Origin of the sequence: Pseudarthrobacter sp. P1 (assembly GCF_050156935.1) — a bacterium.
In the GTDB taxonomy this organism is placed as follows: domain Bacteria; phylum Actinomycetota; class Actinomycetes; order Actinomycetales; family Micrococcaceae; genus Specibacter.
The window spans coordinates 3,033,685-3,048,932 of the sequence record NZ_CP189584.1 but is presented as its reverse complement, the minus strand read 5'-3'; the positions used below and the strand labels follow the sequence as shown (position 1 = coordinate 3,048,932).

At 59.1% G+C, this 15,248-nt stretch carries 11 protein-coding genes; 2 read left to right on the top strand and 9 right to left on the bottom strand.

Annotation, left to right across the window (positions count from 1 at the left end; genetic code table 11):
• Positions 1-33 precede the first annotated feature (33 nt).
• Together istB and istA are read right to left on the bottom strand one after the other, a co-directional pair.
• Positions 34-765 (bottom strand): IS21-like element helper ATPase IstB, encoded by a 732-nt coding sequence (gene istB / locus ACQCSX_RS14385; RefSeq protein ID WP_427015968.1) that lies wholly within the window; start codon positions 763-765, stop codon positions 34-36.
• A 39-nt stretch (positions 766-804) separates the two neighbouring features.
• Positions 805-2,226, bottom strand: coding sequence for an IS21 family transposase (gene istA, locus ACQCSX_RS14380; RefSeq protein ID WP_427015967.1), 1,422 nt, complete (start codon positions 2,224-2,226; stop codon positions 805-807).
• Positions 2,227-2,721: 495 nt separating this feature from the next.
• Between istA and ACQCSX_RS14375 the strand changes: the two genes are divergently transcribed.
• Positions 2,722-4,176 carry a DNA cytosine methyltransferase gene (locus tag ACQCSX_RS14375; RefSeq protein WP_427015966.1) on the top strand — a complete coding sequence of 485 codons (1,455 nt, stop codon included), beginning with the start codon at positions 2,722-2,724 and terminating at the stop codon, positions 4,174-4,176.
• Here the strand turns inward: ACQCSX_RS14375 and ACQCSX_RS14370 are convergent.
• Genes ACQCSX_RS14370 through ACQCSX_RS14360 form a run of 3 tightly spaced genes read right to left on the bottom strand, consistent with a single transcriptional unit; the run spans position 4,166 to position 7,486 of the window.
• Complete coding sequence (locus ACQCSX_RS14370) at positions 4,166-6,247, bottom strand: AIPR family protein (RefSeq protein ID WP_427015965.1); 2,082 nt, start codon at positions 6,245-6,247, stop codon at positions 4,166-4,168. The genes ACQCSX_RS14375 and ACQCSX_RS14370 overlap by 11 nt on opposite strands.
• The gene (locus ACQCSX_RS14365) at positions 6,240-7,223 is read right to left on the bottom strand and encodes a PD-(D/E)XK motif protein (protein WP_427015964.1); all 984 of its coding nucleotides are present in this window, start codon (positions 7,221-7,223) and stop codon (positions 6,240-6,242) included. Before ACQCSX_RS14365 ends, ACQCSX_RS14370 begins: the two co-directional genes overlap by 8 nt.
• Positions 7,220-7,486 carry a hypothetical protein gene (locus tag ACQCSX_RS14360; RefSeq protein WP_427015963.1) on the bottom strand — a complete coding sequence of 89 codons (267 nt, stop codon included), beginning with the start codon at positions 7,484-7,486 and terminating at the stop codon, positions 7,220-7,222. The genes ACQCSX_RS14365 and ACQCSX_RS14360 overlap by 4 nt, the downstream gene beginning before the upstream one ends.
• Positions 7,487-7,708: 222 nt before the next feature.
• Here ACQCSX_RS14360 and ACQCSX_RS14355 point away from each other — a divergent pair, with 222 nt between their 5' ends.
• Positions 7,709-9,151 carry an IS1380 family transposase gene (locus ACQCSX_RS14355; RefSeq protein WP_427015697.1) on the top strand — a complete coding sequence of 481 codons (1,443 nt, stop codon included), beginning with the start codon at positions 7,709-7,711 and terminating at the stop codon, positions 9,149-9,151.
• 113 nt (positions 9,152-9,264) lie between these two features.
• Here the strand turns inward: ACQCSX_RS14355 and ACQCSX_RS14350 are convergent, their stop codons facing one another.
• From ACQCSX_RS14350 to ACQCSX_RS14335, 4 genes are all read right to left on the bottom strand, one after another.
• A complete protein-coding gene (locus ACQCSX_RS14350; protein ID WP_427019057.1) occupies positions 9,265-10,596 on the bottom strand; it encodes a Z1 domain-containing protein in 1,332 nt (443 codons plus the stop codon).
• A 171-nt stretch (positions 10,597-10,767) separates the two neighbouring features.
• Positions 10,768-12,210, bottom strand: a complete 1,443-nt coding sequence (locus ACQCSX_RS14345; RefSeq protein WP_427015697.1) for an IS1380 family transposase — start codon at positions 12,208-12,210, stop codon at positions 10,768-10,770.
• Between the two features lie 92 nt (positions 12,211-12,302).
• A complete protein-coding gene (locus ACQCSX_RS14340) occupies positions 12,303-13,562 on the bottom strand; it encodes a hypothetical protein (RefSeq protein WP_427015962.1) in 1,260 nt (419 codons plus the stop codon).
• Positions 13,563-13,609: 47 nt separating this feature from the next.
• On the bottom strand, positions 13,610-15,070 hold the full coding sequence (locus ACQCSX_RS14335; protein ID WP_427015961.1) for an ATP-binding protein: 1,461 nt from the start codon (positions 15,068-15,070) through the stop codon (positions 13,610-13,612).
• Between the last annotated feature and the right edge of the window lie 178 nt (positions 15,071-15,248).

Genomic DNA, 15,248 nt, shown 5'->3' with positions numbered 1-15,248 from the left:
CTCGGCCCGTTTCTGGTCCATTTCAGCGGTTGGCTATTTCATGAGGGCATTTTTGACCCGGTAGGACTCGCCGCGGAATTGCAGAAGCCGTCCGTGGTGGACCAGCCGGTCGATGACGGCGGCGGCCATGTTGTCGTCCCCGAACACTGTTCCCCAGCGGGAAAACTCCAAATTTGTGGTGATGATCAGGCTGCGTTTTTCATACCCGTCAGCGATCACCTGGAAGAGAAGCCTGGCCCCTTCGGTATCGATCGGCAGGTAGCCCAGTTCGTCAATCGCCAGGAGCTGGTTCTTGGCCAGGGCGGCCAGTTCCTTGTCGAGGCGGTCTTCGTCCTTGGCGCGGCGCAGCATCATGACCAGGGCGGAGGTCGTGAAGAACCTGGCCTGGATGCCCTGCCGGCAGGCTGCGGCCACCAGGGCGGTGGCCATGTGGGTCTTGCCCGTGCCGACGTCCCCGTAGAGGACCAGGTCCTGGGCCCGGTTGATGAAATCCAGGGATTCGAGGGGTTCGCGGCCGTAGTCCTCCGGGAACCGGACACTGCCGTAGTCGAACCCGGTGAGTGTTTTCATGGCCGGCAGCCTCGCTGCCTTCAGCAATCGTTGGCGGCGTGACTCCTGCCGGGATTCGTGCTCGGCCAGCAGGACCTCGTGGAGGTATTCGCGTTGTTTCGGGGTGCCCTTCTCGGCCCATTCGGTCAACACGCTGCCGGTCAGCGAGGCATGCTTGCCCGCTTCGAGGATGTCTTGGACGGTGATCGGGTTCATGCGACTTCTCCGGTGGTGGTGTTCAGGGTGGTGAAGGTGTCATAGACACAGATCCACGTTGGCTGCCGGCGGTTCGGTGCCGTCAGCCAGACGGCGGGCCAGCATGCCCAGCATGGCCATGTCCGGTGCATCCCCGCGCTGGATCAGGGTGTCGGCAGCGGCCACCGCGGCATCGAATCCCGCCGCCGACGAGGCGGCGTCCACGGCGTTGAACAGGCGGCGCCGCCCGGTGGCGGTGGCTTTGTCCAGCCAGTCACGCACGGGGTCGGTGACCAGGGCCCGCAGCGGGGAATGGGACCACGCCCCGGGCTTCGTCACGAGCAGCGGCACCAGGGAAGCCGGGTCGAAGACCGTCTCGGCCTGCTTCCCGAAGACGCGTGGGAACGTGCGGACGGGTTCGGAATGCTCGTCAAGGATCTGCACCACGTCGTGTCCCAACCCCACCGTGAGCATCCGCCCGTGGAAGACGGGCCCGGCGGCGTACGTGTTCCCGTCAATGAGCAGGTTCCCGGTCTTGTCGGCCTTGCGCGATTCGTAGCGCACGGCATCGAAACCGATCCCCGGCAGTTCCATGGAGGCGGCCACGTCCTGGGCGAACAGCTCACCCAGGGGCAGGCCCTTGCGGTAGTGCACTGTGGTGGCCAACGCATCGCAGCGCGCCATGAGGACCTTGTTGAGCCCCTCCAAGGTGGCGGCCTCCGGCTCGGGGACCATGAAGTTCCGGCGCAGGAACCCCACCGCGTTCTCCACGTTGCCCTTCTCGTGGCCCGAGTATGGATTGCAATAGCGGGACTGGGACCGGTAATGGAGTTTGAAGGCGCCAAACAGCTTCGTCTCGGTCACCCTGGTTCCCACCCGGTTTCCGATGCCCGTCGCGTTGTCAAAGACCATGTGCCGCGGCGCAGCCCGAATGTGCTCGAACACGGTCCGCAGCCCGTGGGCAACGCATTCAGCGGTCTCGCCGCGGTATGCCTGGACGAAGCGCATGTTCGAGAACGGGAAGGTCACCACGAGGATGTGCAGGACCTGCCGGATCCCGGCAATGATGGCCTCGGCCTGACCGAAGTCGACCTGCACGGTGCCGGCAGGCCAGACCAGTTCGGTGAACCCCTCGCCGGGCTGCCGGTTGGCGGCCAACCATTTCTTCACGTGCCGCTGGACCGGTGAATAGGTGCCGGTGAACCCATGCTCTTCCACGAGCCTGTCAAAGATCCGCTTGACCGTGTGCCGCTGCTTGCGGTTCCGGCGCGCATCCTCGATGAGCCACCGCTCAATGATGTGCTCGAACCCGGCCAGGACCGAGGCACCCGGCCTGGCCAGCGGTGCCGGCGGCGCCGGGGAGAAGTCCTGCTGCTCGGCGTACTTGGCCGCCGAGGTCCGGCTGACTCCCAGCCTGCGGGCGATCTCCCGCACGGGGACTCCCTGGGAGTCGAGTCGTCTGATATTTTCTTGTACGGACATGGGTACCGTCATCTGCTTTCCAGCCCTTCCGGCGCATACGCTTCGCAATGGCAGCGCCGTAAGGAACCTATCTGGGGGTGGCGGGCCCATGTCCCTGACACTCAAGGCGGGGCCCGAACCACCGGGTGATCTCTATCTCCAAACCAGCCCCCGAAACCTGATTCCGGGATGAAATGACTGGCCTGATTCTTACCGCTCTTTTGGCCTGAAACGAGCCACCAACGTGGCCCATATTCTCGGCTGAAACGGCCTACAGATAGTCGATCACACACAGAAGCGGGCCACCAACGCCATCGCCGAACTCTGCGACCACCTCAGCGCCACCAAGACCCGCTACCCCGGCACCGGGCTCATCCTGCGCTACGCCCTCAAAAACACGACCCAACCCTAAAACCATTAAATCGCCATGTCGGGAGTCCTGAGCACACGAACACTCTATAGCCAGAATGTCTGCCTTACCTGGTATCCTGGAGTGTCGTATACCTAGGGGTGCATGTGTTTCCAATTATCGATCTCTTTGCCGGGCCTGGAGGCTTGAACGAAGGATTCTCCAGCGTCAAGAACTCGGATGACTCCTACGTCTTTAAGACTCTGGCGTCATTTGAAATGGACAGCATGGCCTGCCAGACCCTTAGGCTGCGCGCAACATACCGAGAGTTGGTGCGCTCTGGAGGCGACCTCCGACCATACTTCGAATACATCGAGGGCAAGAGGCCCTGGCAGGCAGCACTCTTAGGAAACTTCAAAGAGGCCTACCGCAAGGCGAAAGCACATGTCTACCAGGTAGAACTCGGTGAGGACAACCGTCCTGAAGTGGACGCCTTCATTGGCGCGCAGCTTGGCCCCGAGGAACAGCGGGGTCACTGGGCGCTGATTGGAGGCCCACCCTCCCAAGCTTACTCGCTGGCCGGACGGTCACGCAGGACTGGCGACGATACGTTCGCATCGGACCACAAGCACTTCCTGTACCGCGAGTACCTGCACATCCTTGGCAAGTTCAAGCCGACAATCTTTGTTATGGAGAACGTTAAGGGACTTCTTTCGTCGAAGAATGGTGACGACAGCATGTTCCAAACCATATTGGAGGACCTCAAGCAGCTCGACGGTGGCGCTAGCTACGAAATCCGTTCGCTGGTGGTGGACGCCGAGCCGCACAAACTCGATCCGGCCGACTTCATAATCCGGGCGGAGGACTATGGAGTTCCTCAGAAGCGGCACCGCGTGATCCTGCTTGGTGTTCGTAGCGATGTAGCATCAATCGTTCCGCGACGAGTTCTTACAAAGGCTGACGGCGCGGTCACAGTGCGGGCAGCCATCGAAACGATGCCGAACGTTAGAGCAAAGACTTCTAACCGGAAGCCAAAGGTGCATCAGGACTGGCCGGCAGTCCAGGCTGCGGCGCTGCGAGACATCCGGACATCTAAAATGGTAGCGAAGCCGGAACCCGCAAAGACCGGGCCTCGTGCCATCGGAGACTACGAGTCCTGGATCCGCGAAGATTGCCCTTCGACGACGGTGCAGCACGAACCACGCGCGCACATGGTTTCGGATCTGGCCCGCTATCGTGTAATGGCGGAGCTAGCCGAGCGCGTCGGCAAGAGCCCGAAGTACTCGGATCTGCCAGCTTCCCTTCACCCGGAACACCAAAACATTGGAAAAGTAGGGACACCCTTTACAGATCGATTCAGGGTGCAGATTTGGGATGCCCCGGCAACAACGGTAGTTTCACACATCTCCAAGGATGGGCACTACTACATCCATCCAGACCCGGAGCAAACGCGCAGCTTCACTGTTCGCGAAGCCGCGCGCCTGCAGTCATTCCCGGATAACTACTTCTTCGAAGGCCCTAGAACCCAACAATTCCACCAAGTGGGCAACGCAGTTCCGCCTTTGCTATCCAAACAGATCGGCGAAATCGTTGCCAGTATGTTGGCATCTCTTACGGACTGAAAGCATGGAATCCTCTCGCATTGGCTGACGCCGCCAAGCTCAGCAATCGCGCGGACTGACGTTCCGTGGGAAAACCAGTCTTCCGGCCCGTAACCAAGTCAAGAATACTCAAGTCCGTGGGACTTCCGACTCCGTTCCCAATCGAGAACTCACGCAGTTCCAGCCACTGATCCATGGTTATTTCAAATACCCGCCTCTGCTGATTGATTCCATTGTCAACTTTCTGAGTGTCCTTGGCACTACGACGCGCTTGCGCGATGACAACAGGATCCACAAGGCCCGCCAGGAACGGCGCCGGAATACTCATGGGCATAGCTCGCACTATGTTCCATAAGTCTGGCTTCTTGGCCCACTCAGTAACGTTTGTCGTCGCCCGGTGCTTGGTAGTTAGAGCAGATTGCACTGCCTCGCCGATCTCAAGAGCCAAGTCGATAATGCCTTGAGAGACTGCTTGGTAACGCCATATCGAGTCAAAGTCCATTAGGCGACCACGGCCCTGGGTCTCCACAAGGTTTGCAATTTTCGCCACAGTGTAGGCAACGATATTGGCAAGATAAGCCTTCTCATACCAAGTTGACGTTCTTACAGCAGTGTGGATAGCCGAGAACAGTATTCCCTTGGCAACCGATTCCTTGAAGTAGACCTCATTGAAGGCAGATTCGTCCTTCTCCCATGCCTTCTGGACTAAATCGGCAAATGAAACAAAATTCTTTTGCGCGCCCGCACTCACAATGTGAGGGCGCTGATCCCAAGCCATAATGTGCTTCGCCAAAGCAGGCTTATCAAACTTGTGATTTTTCGGGTAAAGCCTCTCGAAGCGATTCGCTTCAGTCTGAGGAAGCTTGTTCCTCTCATTCTCGTACTGGCCGCGGGTCCGTTCGTAATACCACTTGGTGTTGTAAGTGGCGCCAGAAACAGGCGGTGCAAGCACCCTTCTTGACAGCTCCTCGATTCGGACATGATAAGGACTGTTCGAGAAGAAGTCCGCCGCGCTTACGGCGTTCTGGCTATTTGCGAATCTCGAAATACTCGGCACGAGTTCACTCGCCACGGTTGACTCAACGACAACCAACTTCATGGGAACAAAGACATTTCGTAGAACGTCCTTTCCCTTGGCCTCCTTGTCAACAAAGAAGAGAGACGCTGTCGTTTGCCCTCCGTTGACTATCTGCAGATCCTCGATGGCGACGATCGTCGACGAGTCCGAATTTGTTTTCACCGAAGTGGCAGTTGCAGTAACACCGTTATTGAATGCCATAAAATTCTGTGGTGCAGAGTAGATTGTTTCTCGAATGCCCTTATTGACCTTTCCTCGATTAGTCAAATAGGAACGCACGTTGCTCTCCAGGAGCCGGCTGCCGTACCGACTGTACAGACCAGCCAACACTCCGCCTGGCACAGAAGCAAGGTAGGTGGCAAATTCCGGGGTCGACTCCACCTTTAGTGCAGGGATGCCTTCAGCTTTCCACTCGCGAAGGTCGATCTGCAGGGCTTCTCTGCCGCTTTGTGAATCATGAAGTTGGTGAAGGCGGTCTACGTCCCACAGTTGAAAGTCGACCGGGATGCCGTTCAGTGTTTTGCTCGGAAGGTCGCGCAACCTGTTGCTCAGCTGTCCGTCCGTCAATAGATATAGACGGTAACGTGCGACGTTCATCCCTCGATTGCGTAGGTCGTAGGCGAGCTGATATGCAGGAGAGCTTTCCTCTCGACCATCGAAGAATGAACCGTCAATTGCCTCCGAGAGAAAATACTGGAGGGCCTTCAGCGCAGCTTTAGCATCAGCCGAGGAAACGACTTGAATTTCAGGCGAGCCACTGTAAATCGTAACAACCAACGCCACACTATTGTCAGCATTGTCGAGATCGTAGCCATTTACCTTAAGCTTGCGCCGCCGATTCCCTGTTCCCTCGAAGTCCAGCACAACTGCGTCATCGAACTCCCCGGCTTCGGAGAGCAGCTCTGAGCAATGACGGGTGAAGGCAGTGACCGCAAACTCGCCATCGGCGTCGGCCAGAGATCCGACAGATGCGAGCAGATTCTCATGAAAACTTTGAACCTTCAATTCAAGCACCCTCATAACTCTTCATTCGGCCCAAGGCCGCCCCGGAATCTATCTCGAATTCTTTGAGTTGCTTGAGCTCAATTTGATACTGAACACTCGAAACTCCTACTGTCACATCCGACGTTGTAATGCGCGGGAAACCGTCCGACACGCTGTAGAAGTCATAGCCGCTACCACGGAAATACATTTGACCGTATATTTCTTCGCTCGGATCGAACCCGAGCTCATCAAGTGCGCTGTCGAAAGCATCAAGATCACCACCATCAAGCGCCACGGAGTCTCTCGCGCAATTGACCACGTGGGAGAGCGTAACGAAACCAGGGAGTTCCTTTGAACTGTCTGCGACTTCAATGGAAACGAGGATGATATTGTCTCCGTCGAGTTGGTACTCCGACGCGATCCTCAAAACGTGGGTTGTGGCGTGCCGGCTCTTGACTTCGTAGTGAACATCCACGAACTGGAAGTCTTGGTCGGATCCATACGGCCCCTGCCACCCCTCGACTACGGCGGAGGAACCAACGACTTTGCCTAGGATGTTGAACCCAAAGTCCAATTCAGCGAACAGGCCTCTGCACTGTTCAACACTTAGCAATCGCTTTTTGGATGCTTGAAAGAGCTGACGCCACTCGGCGAAGCATTGCATGGCAATAGCGATTCCTGCGGATTCAGTCGCGGTTTCAGAAACCTGTGACTGCACATGGTCACATAGCTGCATGAAGACTTCGCTGAATTTGGTATCTTCCAAAGTGAGCAGCAGTATCCATGTCCCACTCTGCTCCCGCTCTGCCATCACGATTGTCACGGCGTCCGAAAGCTGCGGCATTCCAGGAGGTCGACGGGTGATGAAGCCGAAGCTCAACCGTCCAGCCTCATCTGCTCCGTAGACCATGCGCGTTGCCAATGTCGGATCCAGCTCCCGGAGCGTCACGAGGCCTTGGCGGACCTCGTCTTGCCACCGCCCCGGAGTCCAGGCCACGACGGTCACGACAGTTCCTCATAGTCAGACATCCAGTACTTTTGTGCAACCTTGTTGAGGACGTATTTCACACGCCCGTTCGTGCTGGTGCTGGTGTAGTCTGAGTGCGAGGTCGGCAGTGCGATCTTGAGTGCGATGAACGCAGCCTCCGGGTCCCTCGCCGCCTCATTAAGTTGATTCCGGAGACTAGAAACTTCCGGCGCCACAGGAAAACTCGAATCTTCCTCTAGCTCGACGCCCTCGGCGGCGCTCGGCTCGACAGCATAAATCATCAGCTGTGGGCGGGGTAGATGCCCGTACAACCCGCGCTCTGGAACAGTGCCAACAGTCGAAGAATCAAGCCCTTCGGCCGTTTTGATGTTTCCGTTTCCTAGCCCGGGGTTTTCATCAGGGTTGGGCTGAGGGGTGTGTTTAAGACACGAAAAGGTGCTCTGACAAGGGAAAATAGGGGTGTCTACGCCGTTATTTCCGTGTCTTGAAGGAGCACCTTTTCGATGCATCAGCCTACCAAGGTCTTCCCGTCCCTCCCGGTCACTTTCACCGGCCAGTCGCTGGTCTCCCATGCCGGGGGACGGATCCTGACCTCATTCATCGACGCCCTCGGGTTCCGGGACCTGTGCGAGGACCGGCTCGGGCAGTTCGTCCCCGCGATGGCCTCACACCGGCCCGGGAGGCTGCTCGGGTCGCTGGCGGTGATGCTCGCCGCCGGCGGCGAGCACGCCTCGGACCTGGACATCCTGCGCGCCCAGCCCGGCGTGTTCGGCAACGTGCCCTCGAACGCAACAGTCTCCCGGTTCTTCGAACGCACCGTGAAGAACCCGGACGTCTTCGATTACGGCTTTTCGACCCTGGCCAAGGAACTGCGGACCCGGGCATGGGAAGCCGCAGGAGACCGCAGCCCGGCGGTGAAGGCGACGGCCGCGGACCCGCTGCTCATCGACCTCGACGCCACCTTGGTGACCTCGCACTCGGACAAGGAACAGGCCACCGGAAACTACAAGGGCGGGTTCGGATTCGCCCCGTTCACCGCCAGCCTCGATTACGGTGCCGGCAGCGGCACCGGGGAGGAACTCGCGGTACTGTTGCGTCACGGCGGGGCCACGGCGAACAACGCCGAGGACCACATCCGCATCTTCGAGGCCGCCATCGCCGTCCTGCCCGACTCCCTCTACGGTGGGACCGGGGAACTGGACGGGGAGAAGATCCTGGTCCGCACCGACAGCGCCGGCGCGTCCCGGAAGTTCCTCTGGTACCTGCATTCGCGGGGCGTGCAGTTCTCCGCCTCGTACCCGGTGCCGGTCGGCAAGGCCCACATGATCGACTGGATCAACGACAAGAAATACTGGCAACCGGCCCTGGACCAGGACGGGGTCGAACGCGATGACGCCTGGGTCATCAACGCCACGCAGGTGATCCCGCTCGATGACTACCCGCCGGGGACGAAGATCTTCCTGCGCGCCGAACCGCTGCACCCCGGCGCGACACCGACCCTGCTCGACATCGACGGTCACCGTGTGACAGCGTTTCTGACGAACTCCCCGCGCTGGCACGGACCTTTTCTGGATGCCCGGCACCGGGCCCGCGGCCGGGCCGAGAACCGCATCAAAACCCTAAAGAACACCGGGCTCGGAAAGCTCCCCTTCTTCGATTTCGCTGCCAACCAGGCCTGGGCCAACCTCGCGGTCCTGGCCGCGAACCTGGTCTCCTGGCTCCAGCTCACCGCCCTGCCCGACGGCCACAAAGCACGGGGCTGGGACATCAAACGCTGGCGCTACCGGCTCTTCGCCACCGCCGGGAAAATCATCACCCGCGCCCGCCGGAACCACCTGCTGCTGCCCGCCGCCGCGCCGGAGCAACCCCTGATCAGCGCCCTGCTCGAAGCCATTGAACGGATCGCCGCAGCCGCGAACCGCCCCGCGGTCCTCCTGCGGGCCTGACACCGCAACCCCCCGTCAACCAACGAGCAGGAAAGAAGAACACCAACGGGAACAGTGGAAGCCCGCGCACAGCCCGGCGCCCCCGGGTCCATCAGCCACACCCGAAATCCGATTCAGCCCGCCGGGACGGCAAAACCCGCACCCAACGCCCCGACCGCCGTCCGATGAAAAATCCGGGCTAGGTGCTCAGCCAGGGCTTCTGCCACTACTTTGGGGTCCAAGACTTTTCGCAAATCGTCGCTCCCAGCGAGTCTCGTCTTTTTGCCACTCACCCAGAGCGACGAACCGGTAAATGTGCCATCCTTCGCGGTCAAATGTCGAAGCATTAATGCACGACTCGCTTTGTACACCCGCTTCCCCGGCACAAGGTGGGCCAGTCCGGGCAGGACCTTTTCGTCCTTCTTCTTGGGGCCGTTCATGAATGTCACATCCCATGTTTGGAACCGCTCACCCGGACTCGCCCTGACCATCCTCTCTAGCCCGCTGCCGGTGAAGAAGATGTCATCATCAGCAGCCTTGTAGGTGTGGAGCAGGTCTGCGACCAGGTCCTTGGGCACGCTTTGGTACTGTGTGTACCCTCGGGCTGTTTCGTCTGCCGTACACCCCGCGGCAGCTATTGCTGTCGCCAAGTCCTGAGCGGCCCGGAAGTTTCCCGCTTGGACCTCCGGGTCCGCCGATAGCTTCCGGGTCTCCAAATTTCGGCCGAGCAGGTTGACTTCCTTCTCGTATTTCAGAGTGTTCTTCATCTTGTTACGCGCTGTAATAAGCAACGATTCTGGGTGCTGTTGAACGGCCAAGCCAAAGTCGCGGGGAGTCATGTTGGTTCGATGCATATGTGCAAGGTCATCCCGGAGTTCTTGGATAGCCGCACCGACGAATCGGTAGTCCGACGCAGTCTTTTCACTGATCCACAATCGACAGAGATCTTGAAACCCGTCTCTGTACCCAAACCAACGCGCCATCTGCATCATCGTGTCCGCAGTGCCCACACTCCGATGGAAGTAGCTAACGACTAATCCATCAAGGGTAAGACCTCGACTAAGCAAATCCCCGCCAACAGCGATTTGCCTCGTCGGGATGTCCTCTTGATAATCTTCGTCTTCTGCCTTGTCAACACTGGAGTTATATACCTTTACTCGAATGTCGGCGACAGACTTGTGGAGGTCAGCGACAATCAGGTCCCAAGATCGGCCCACTGACCCGAACTGCGCCTCATAGGTTTCCCTCAACTTGTCAAGGAACGGGTTGGCCTTCTCCGATGAATAGGTGAGAGCGTGCATTTCAATTGCCGACTTATTGTCAAAGAGCTCGCGAGTCAATAACTCACCGACTTTGTCCTGAACATTTGTGAAGCGAGAAACATTAACTAGCATTGAACGCTTGGTTGGCGCTTTAACTCTGCTGTCCAAGATTGCGTTGACCAAGAGAAACGCCCTAACCCGGATTTTTCATCGGACGGCGGTCGGGGCGTTGGGTGCGGGTTTTGCCGTCCCGGCGGGCTGAATCGGATTTCGGGTGTGGCTGATGGACCCGGGGGCGCCGGGCTGTGCGCGGGCTTCCACTGTTCCCGTTGGTGTTCTTCTTTCCTGCTCGTTGGTTGACGGGGGGTTGCGGTGTCAGGCCCGCAGGAGGACCGCGGGGCGGTTCGCGGCTGCGGCGATCCGTTCAATGGCTTCGAGCAGGGCGCTGATCAGGGGTTGCTCCGGCGCGGCGGCGGGCAGCAGCAGGTGGTTCCGGCGGGCGCGGGTGATGATTTTCCCGGCGGTGGCGAAGAGCCGGTAGCGCCAGCGTTTGATGTCCCAGCCCCGTGCTTTGTGGCCGTCGGGCAGGGCGGTGAGCTGGAGCCAGGAGACCAGGTTCGCGGCCAGGACCGCGAGGTTGGCCCAGGCCTGGTTGGCAGCGAAATCGAAGAAGGGGAGCTTTCCGAGCCCGGTGTTCTTTAGGGTTTTGATGCGGTTCTCGGCCCGGCCGCGGGCCCGGTGCCGGGCATCCAGAAAAGGTCCGTGCCAGCGCGGGGAGTTCGTCAGAAACGCTGTCACACGGTGACCGTCGATGTCGAGCAGGGTCGGTGTCGCGCCGGGGTGCAGCGGTTCGGCGCGCAGGAAGATCTTCGTCCCCGGCGGGTAGTCATCGAGCGGGATCACCTGCGTGGCGTTGATGACCCAGGCGTCATCGCGTTCGACCCCGTCCTGGTCCAGGGCCGGTTGCCAGTATTTCTTGTCGTTGATCCAGTCGATCATGTGGGCCTTGCCGACCGGCACCGGGTACGAGGCGGAGAACTGCACGCCCCGCGAATGCAGGTACCAGAGGAACTTCCGGGACGCGCCGGCGCTGTCGGTGCGGACCAGGATCTTCTCCCCGTCCAGTTCCCCGGTCCCACCGTAGAGGGAGTCGGGCAGGACGGCGATGGCGGCCTCGAAGATGCGGATGTGGTCCTCGGCGTTGTTCGCCGTGGCCCCGCCGTGACGCAACAGTACCGCGAGTTCCTCCCCGGTGCCGCTGCCGGCACCGTAATCGAGGCTGGCGGTGAACGGGGCGAATCCGAACCCGCCCTTGTAGTTTCCGGTGGCCTGTTCCTTGTCCGAGTGCGAGGTCACCAAGGTGGCGTCGAGGTCGATGAGCAGCGGGTCCGCGGCCGTCGCCTTCACCGCCGGGCTGCGGTCTCCTGCGGCTTCCCATGCCCGGGTCCGCAGTTCCTTGGCCAGGGTCGAAAAGCCGTAATCGAAGACGTCCGGGTTCTTCACGGTGCGTTCGAAGAACCGGGAGACTGTTGCGTTCGAGGGCACGTTGCCGAACACGCCGGGCTGGGCGCGCAGGATGTCCAGGTCCGAGGCGTGCTCGCCGCCGGCGGCGAGCATCACCGCCAGCGACCCGAGCAGCCTCCCGGGCCGGTGTGAGGCCATCGCGGGGACGAACTGCCCGAGCCGGTCCTCGCACAGGTCCCGGAACCCGAGGGCGTCGATGAATGAGGTCAGGATCCGTCCCCCGGCATGGGAGACCAGCGACTGGCCGGTGAAAGTGACCGGGAGGGACGGGAAGACCTTGGTAGGCTGATGCATCGAAAAGGTGCTCCTTCAAGACACGGAAATAACGGCGTAGACACCCCTATTTTCCCTTGTCAGAGCACCTTTTCGTGTCTTAAACACACCCCTCAGCCCAACCCTGATGAAAACCCCGGGCTAACGGCTTCCTTTAGGCTCTCCGGAAGGGAACCAACTGGCTGCGTCTTCTTGTGCTTAACCGGGATCCACTGCTGGGCATCGGTGAGGTACTGCACGGATACAGGCTGGTCTTCTTCCTCGGTGCCAAACGTCGCTCGTATGCCGACATAGTTGCTGGGTGCCTCCAAAGGGTAGATGTAGTCCTCTGGGAATAGATCTTCCACTTCTTCACCATCGGTTTCAACAATTCCGGACGCCTCGTAGTCAATGAAAATATTGGCAAACGGTGTGGCTGTAATAGCCACATAGGACGAGCGGGTGAAAGTCGACAAGATCTTGCGGATGGCTCCGTTGATCGCGGTCGGCTCTTCCGCCTCGTTGGTATTGACTGATGCGTAGTCCGATTCATCATCAAGGAGAAGCACTGGAAGGTCGATGCTTCCCTGGCTATTGGACTGGCCCCGCGCCCAACCGTTGACAGCATCCAAGACGAACTTATTCTTCTTGAGCACGAATACGAGAGGCCCGGAGGAACTAGAAGGAAGCGGAACGTTGATTCCGTTCTTCGTCGCCTGAAGATAGTCCATGAGCACGGTAGTTAGGCTCGTCGCATTCGCAACGTCTTGGTCAATCTTCCCGACACCAATGTGTACGTCCTTGGAAAGAACGGCACCTTTCGGCATACCGACACGGCGAGTGTCCCTGCCGATGAAGCCCTCGTCCACACGTTCGTGCGTCTGGCGTCGCAAGTACTCAGTATTGCCGGACAGAATGATGACAAGTCGATAGCCAGCGTCGGCAGCCTTGTTGATCAGTGCCAAGTAATTTTGCGTTTTGCCGGACTGAACGTCACCAATAATCAGTCCTCGGCGGTTCCAACGACCCGGCCTTTCGGGGTTTCCAGCGAGGTCCAAAACGTCGTCGGTGAACTTATCGAGCCTCTCCAGCACCCGCCCTGAGCGTCCCTGCTTAGATAGCATCTTGCGGTACGCACGCCACCGTCGCCAGTTAATCTCCGACTTGATTTCTCTTAGCCACGGCTCATGGTCGTCTTTTGTTACCGCGCCTGCGCCGGGCCCTGGGATGTCCGCACTCACTGCCGCAAGAACATGCCTAGTGAGCTGTTCCAATTCGTCATCACTGGCACCAGTTTGCAAGACCGGTGTGAACGTATCAAAGGCCTTTCGAACGTCATCCTCTGTGATCCCTATGCGAGTTTCGCCTGTGGCTGGATCCTGGAGCAGCCCCATTACGGCGCCCTCTAGGACTGATAGAGGTAGAGTCCCATTTAGACTATTCATGAGCAGTTGGCCGCACTCTCTAGTATTCCGCGTGCGCGGGGGTGATTGTTGAAGGGTTCGGAATTGAGCATCGACTCGACGAAGACCAACGCACCAAGGCTTCCTCCTATTGATTCCCACAAGGAAGCCGCTAGGACCGCGAGCTCATCGTCGTCGACGAGAGCCGGTTGATGGACACCATCTTGCCCTAGCCGGTTGTACACGTCTTCAACCGGAAATGACTGCTCCAGCAAGCTGAATAGTGACTCCAGAATGGATGACCCCTCGGCTCCCATGCTCCCATCGAGAGCCAGGACCGCTGGATGGTTTCGGTTGATTTCGTACCGGAAGGAAGTACGGTCGTCCACCACATCCCAAAGATGGCTGATGGGCCCAACCGCCGCGCGTCGTCCTCTGTACTCGTGCACGCGCCGGCTGGGGCCGACGATGTTGTCTGCCACCTGGCGAAGTCGGTTCCTAATTGCTGGGGGCGGCACGGCCTGTGCTTTCTTGATATCTAGCGCCCAGAGATGATCCAGCGTATTAGGAATATCCACGCGGACACGTGCCAGCTTCCCAAGCTCCTGTTTCGGAGCGATCCGGAACCATGTTCCCCAGATTACGAGACGCTTCTCTCGATAAATGTAGAACCCTTGACTATCCCGAAGGGACCCATCCACTTGAGCTCTCTGCCTGTCTGCGGTGCTGAGTTTGTTCAGGTGTGGCAGCGTAAAGGGCCGAAGTTCGATCACTTCCCCTTCGACGTGAATCTTTTCAATGGGCCCCGGCTGAGTAGCCCTGTGAGACTGAAGCAGAGGGTCTGCCCCTTCGATTGGCCGCTTGTTTATAGCAATGTCGAAACTGCGACCATGTTCTTTGGCTAAATATCGGTGGAACACAAGTCCGAGATGCTTGCGAACGCGCACCATGCTCTCGTCGAGGCCACTTGCCATATCTCCTGCTGCCGCTTCGAGCTGGTCGAGCTTTCGCCACAGGACGAGGGTCCCGGCAGGCCACTTGTCGAGTTCGACGAACTCTGGCAGCGCACGACATTCGTCTTCAGACAGCTGGAGCAAACTCCATGTGCCCGCCTCAATTAGGTAATCCAAATCCCAGCGGTAGCCGTGGATTTCCCCATCCTTCTTGGAGACGACCGTCAAATCGCGGCACTGCGAAATGGACGCTGTCTTCAGCCCGAGGCCGAACCGACCCAGGTCATTAGCCGCTCTGCCAGACCGCGAGCTCTTACCTGCGAGCCGCATCGCGTTCTGTGCGTCCGTGGCAGTCATGCCATCGCCATTGTCGATAATGGCGACGTAGCTCTCTCCCGAGCCAGAGAAGAGAAGATCAACTCGAGTGGCATTGGCTGTTACCGAGTTATCAATCAAGTCGGCTATGGCCGTCTCCAAGGTGTAACCAACGGCCCTCATCGATTCCATCAGGTGCGGGTCAGGCACCATGGTTATCGTTTCAGTCAAGCTTCCCCATAGTTCAATAGACCGGCTGTAGTCGCGCAATCTTGAGACAACCATAGCCGCTGGAACGGACACATCTTGGCGCTGCGATCGCGGCCCTCACCATTGCGTGAGAAAGGAACAAAAACGATTCAGGAAGACCGTCAATCAAACTGCCGAACGGATACGTGAGCGGCCCGTT

Excerpts from the sequence above, each read along its gene's own strand:
- istB (WP_427015968.1), bottom strand. The coding sequence starts at position 765 with ATGAACCCGATCACCGTCCAAGACATCCTCGAAGCGGGCAAGCATGCC.
- istA (WP_427015967.1), bottom strand. The coding sequence starts at position 2,226 with ATGTCCGTACAAGAAAATATCAGACGACTCGACTCCCAGGGAGTCCCC.
- ACQCSX_RS14360 (WP_427015963.1), bottom strand. The coding sequence starts at position 7,486 with ATGATTTATGCTGTCGAGCCGAGCGCCGCCGAGGGCGTCGAGCTAGAG.
- ACQCSX_RS14355 (WP_427015697.1), top strand. The coding sequence starts at position 7,709 with ATGCATCAGCCTACCAAGGTCTTCCCGTCCCTCCCGGTCACTTTCACC.
- ACQCSX_RS14345 (WP_427015697.1), bottom strand. The coding sequence starts at position 12,210 with ATGCATCAGCCTACCAAGGTCTTCCCGTCCCTCCCGGTCACTTTCACC.
- ACQCSX_RS14340 (WP_427015962.1), bottom strand. The coding sequence starts at position 13,562 with ATGGGGCTGCTCCAGGATCCAGCCACAGGCGAAACTCGCATAGGGATC.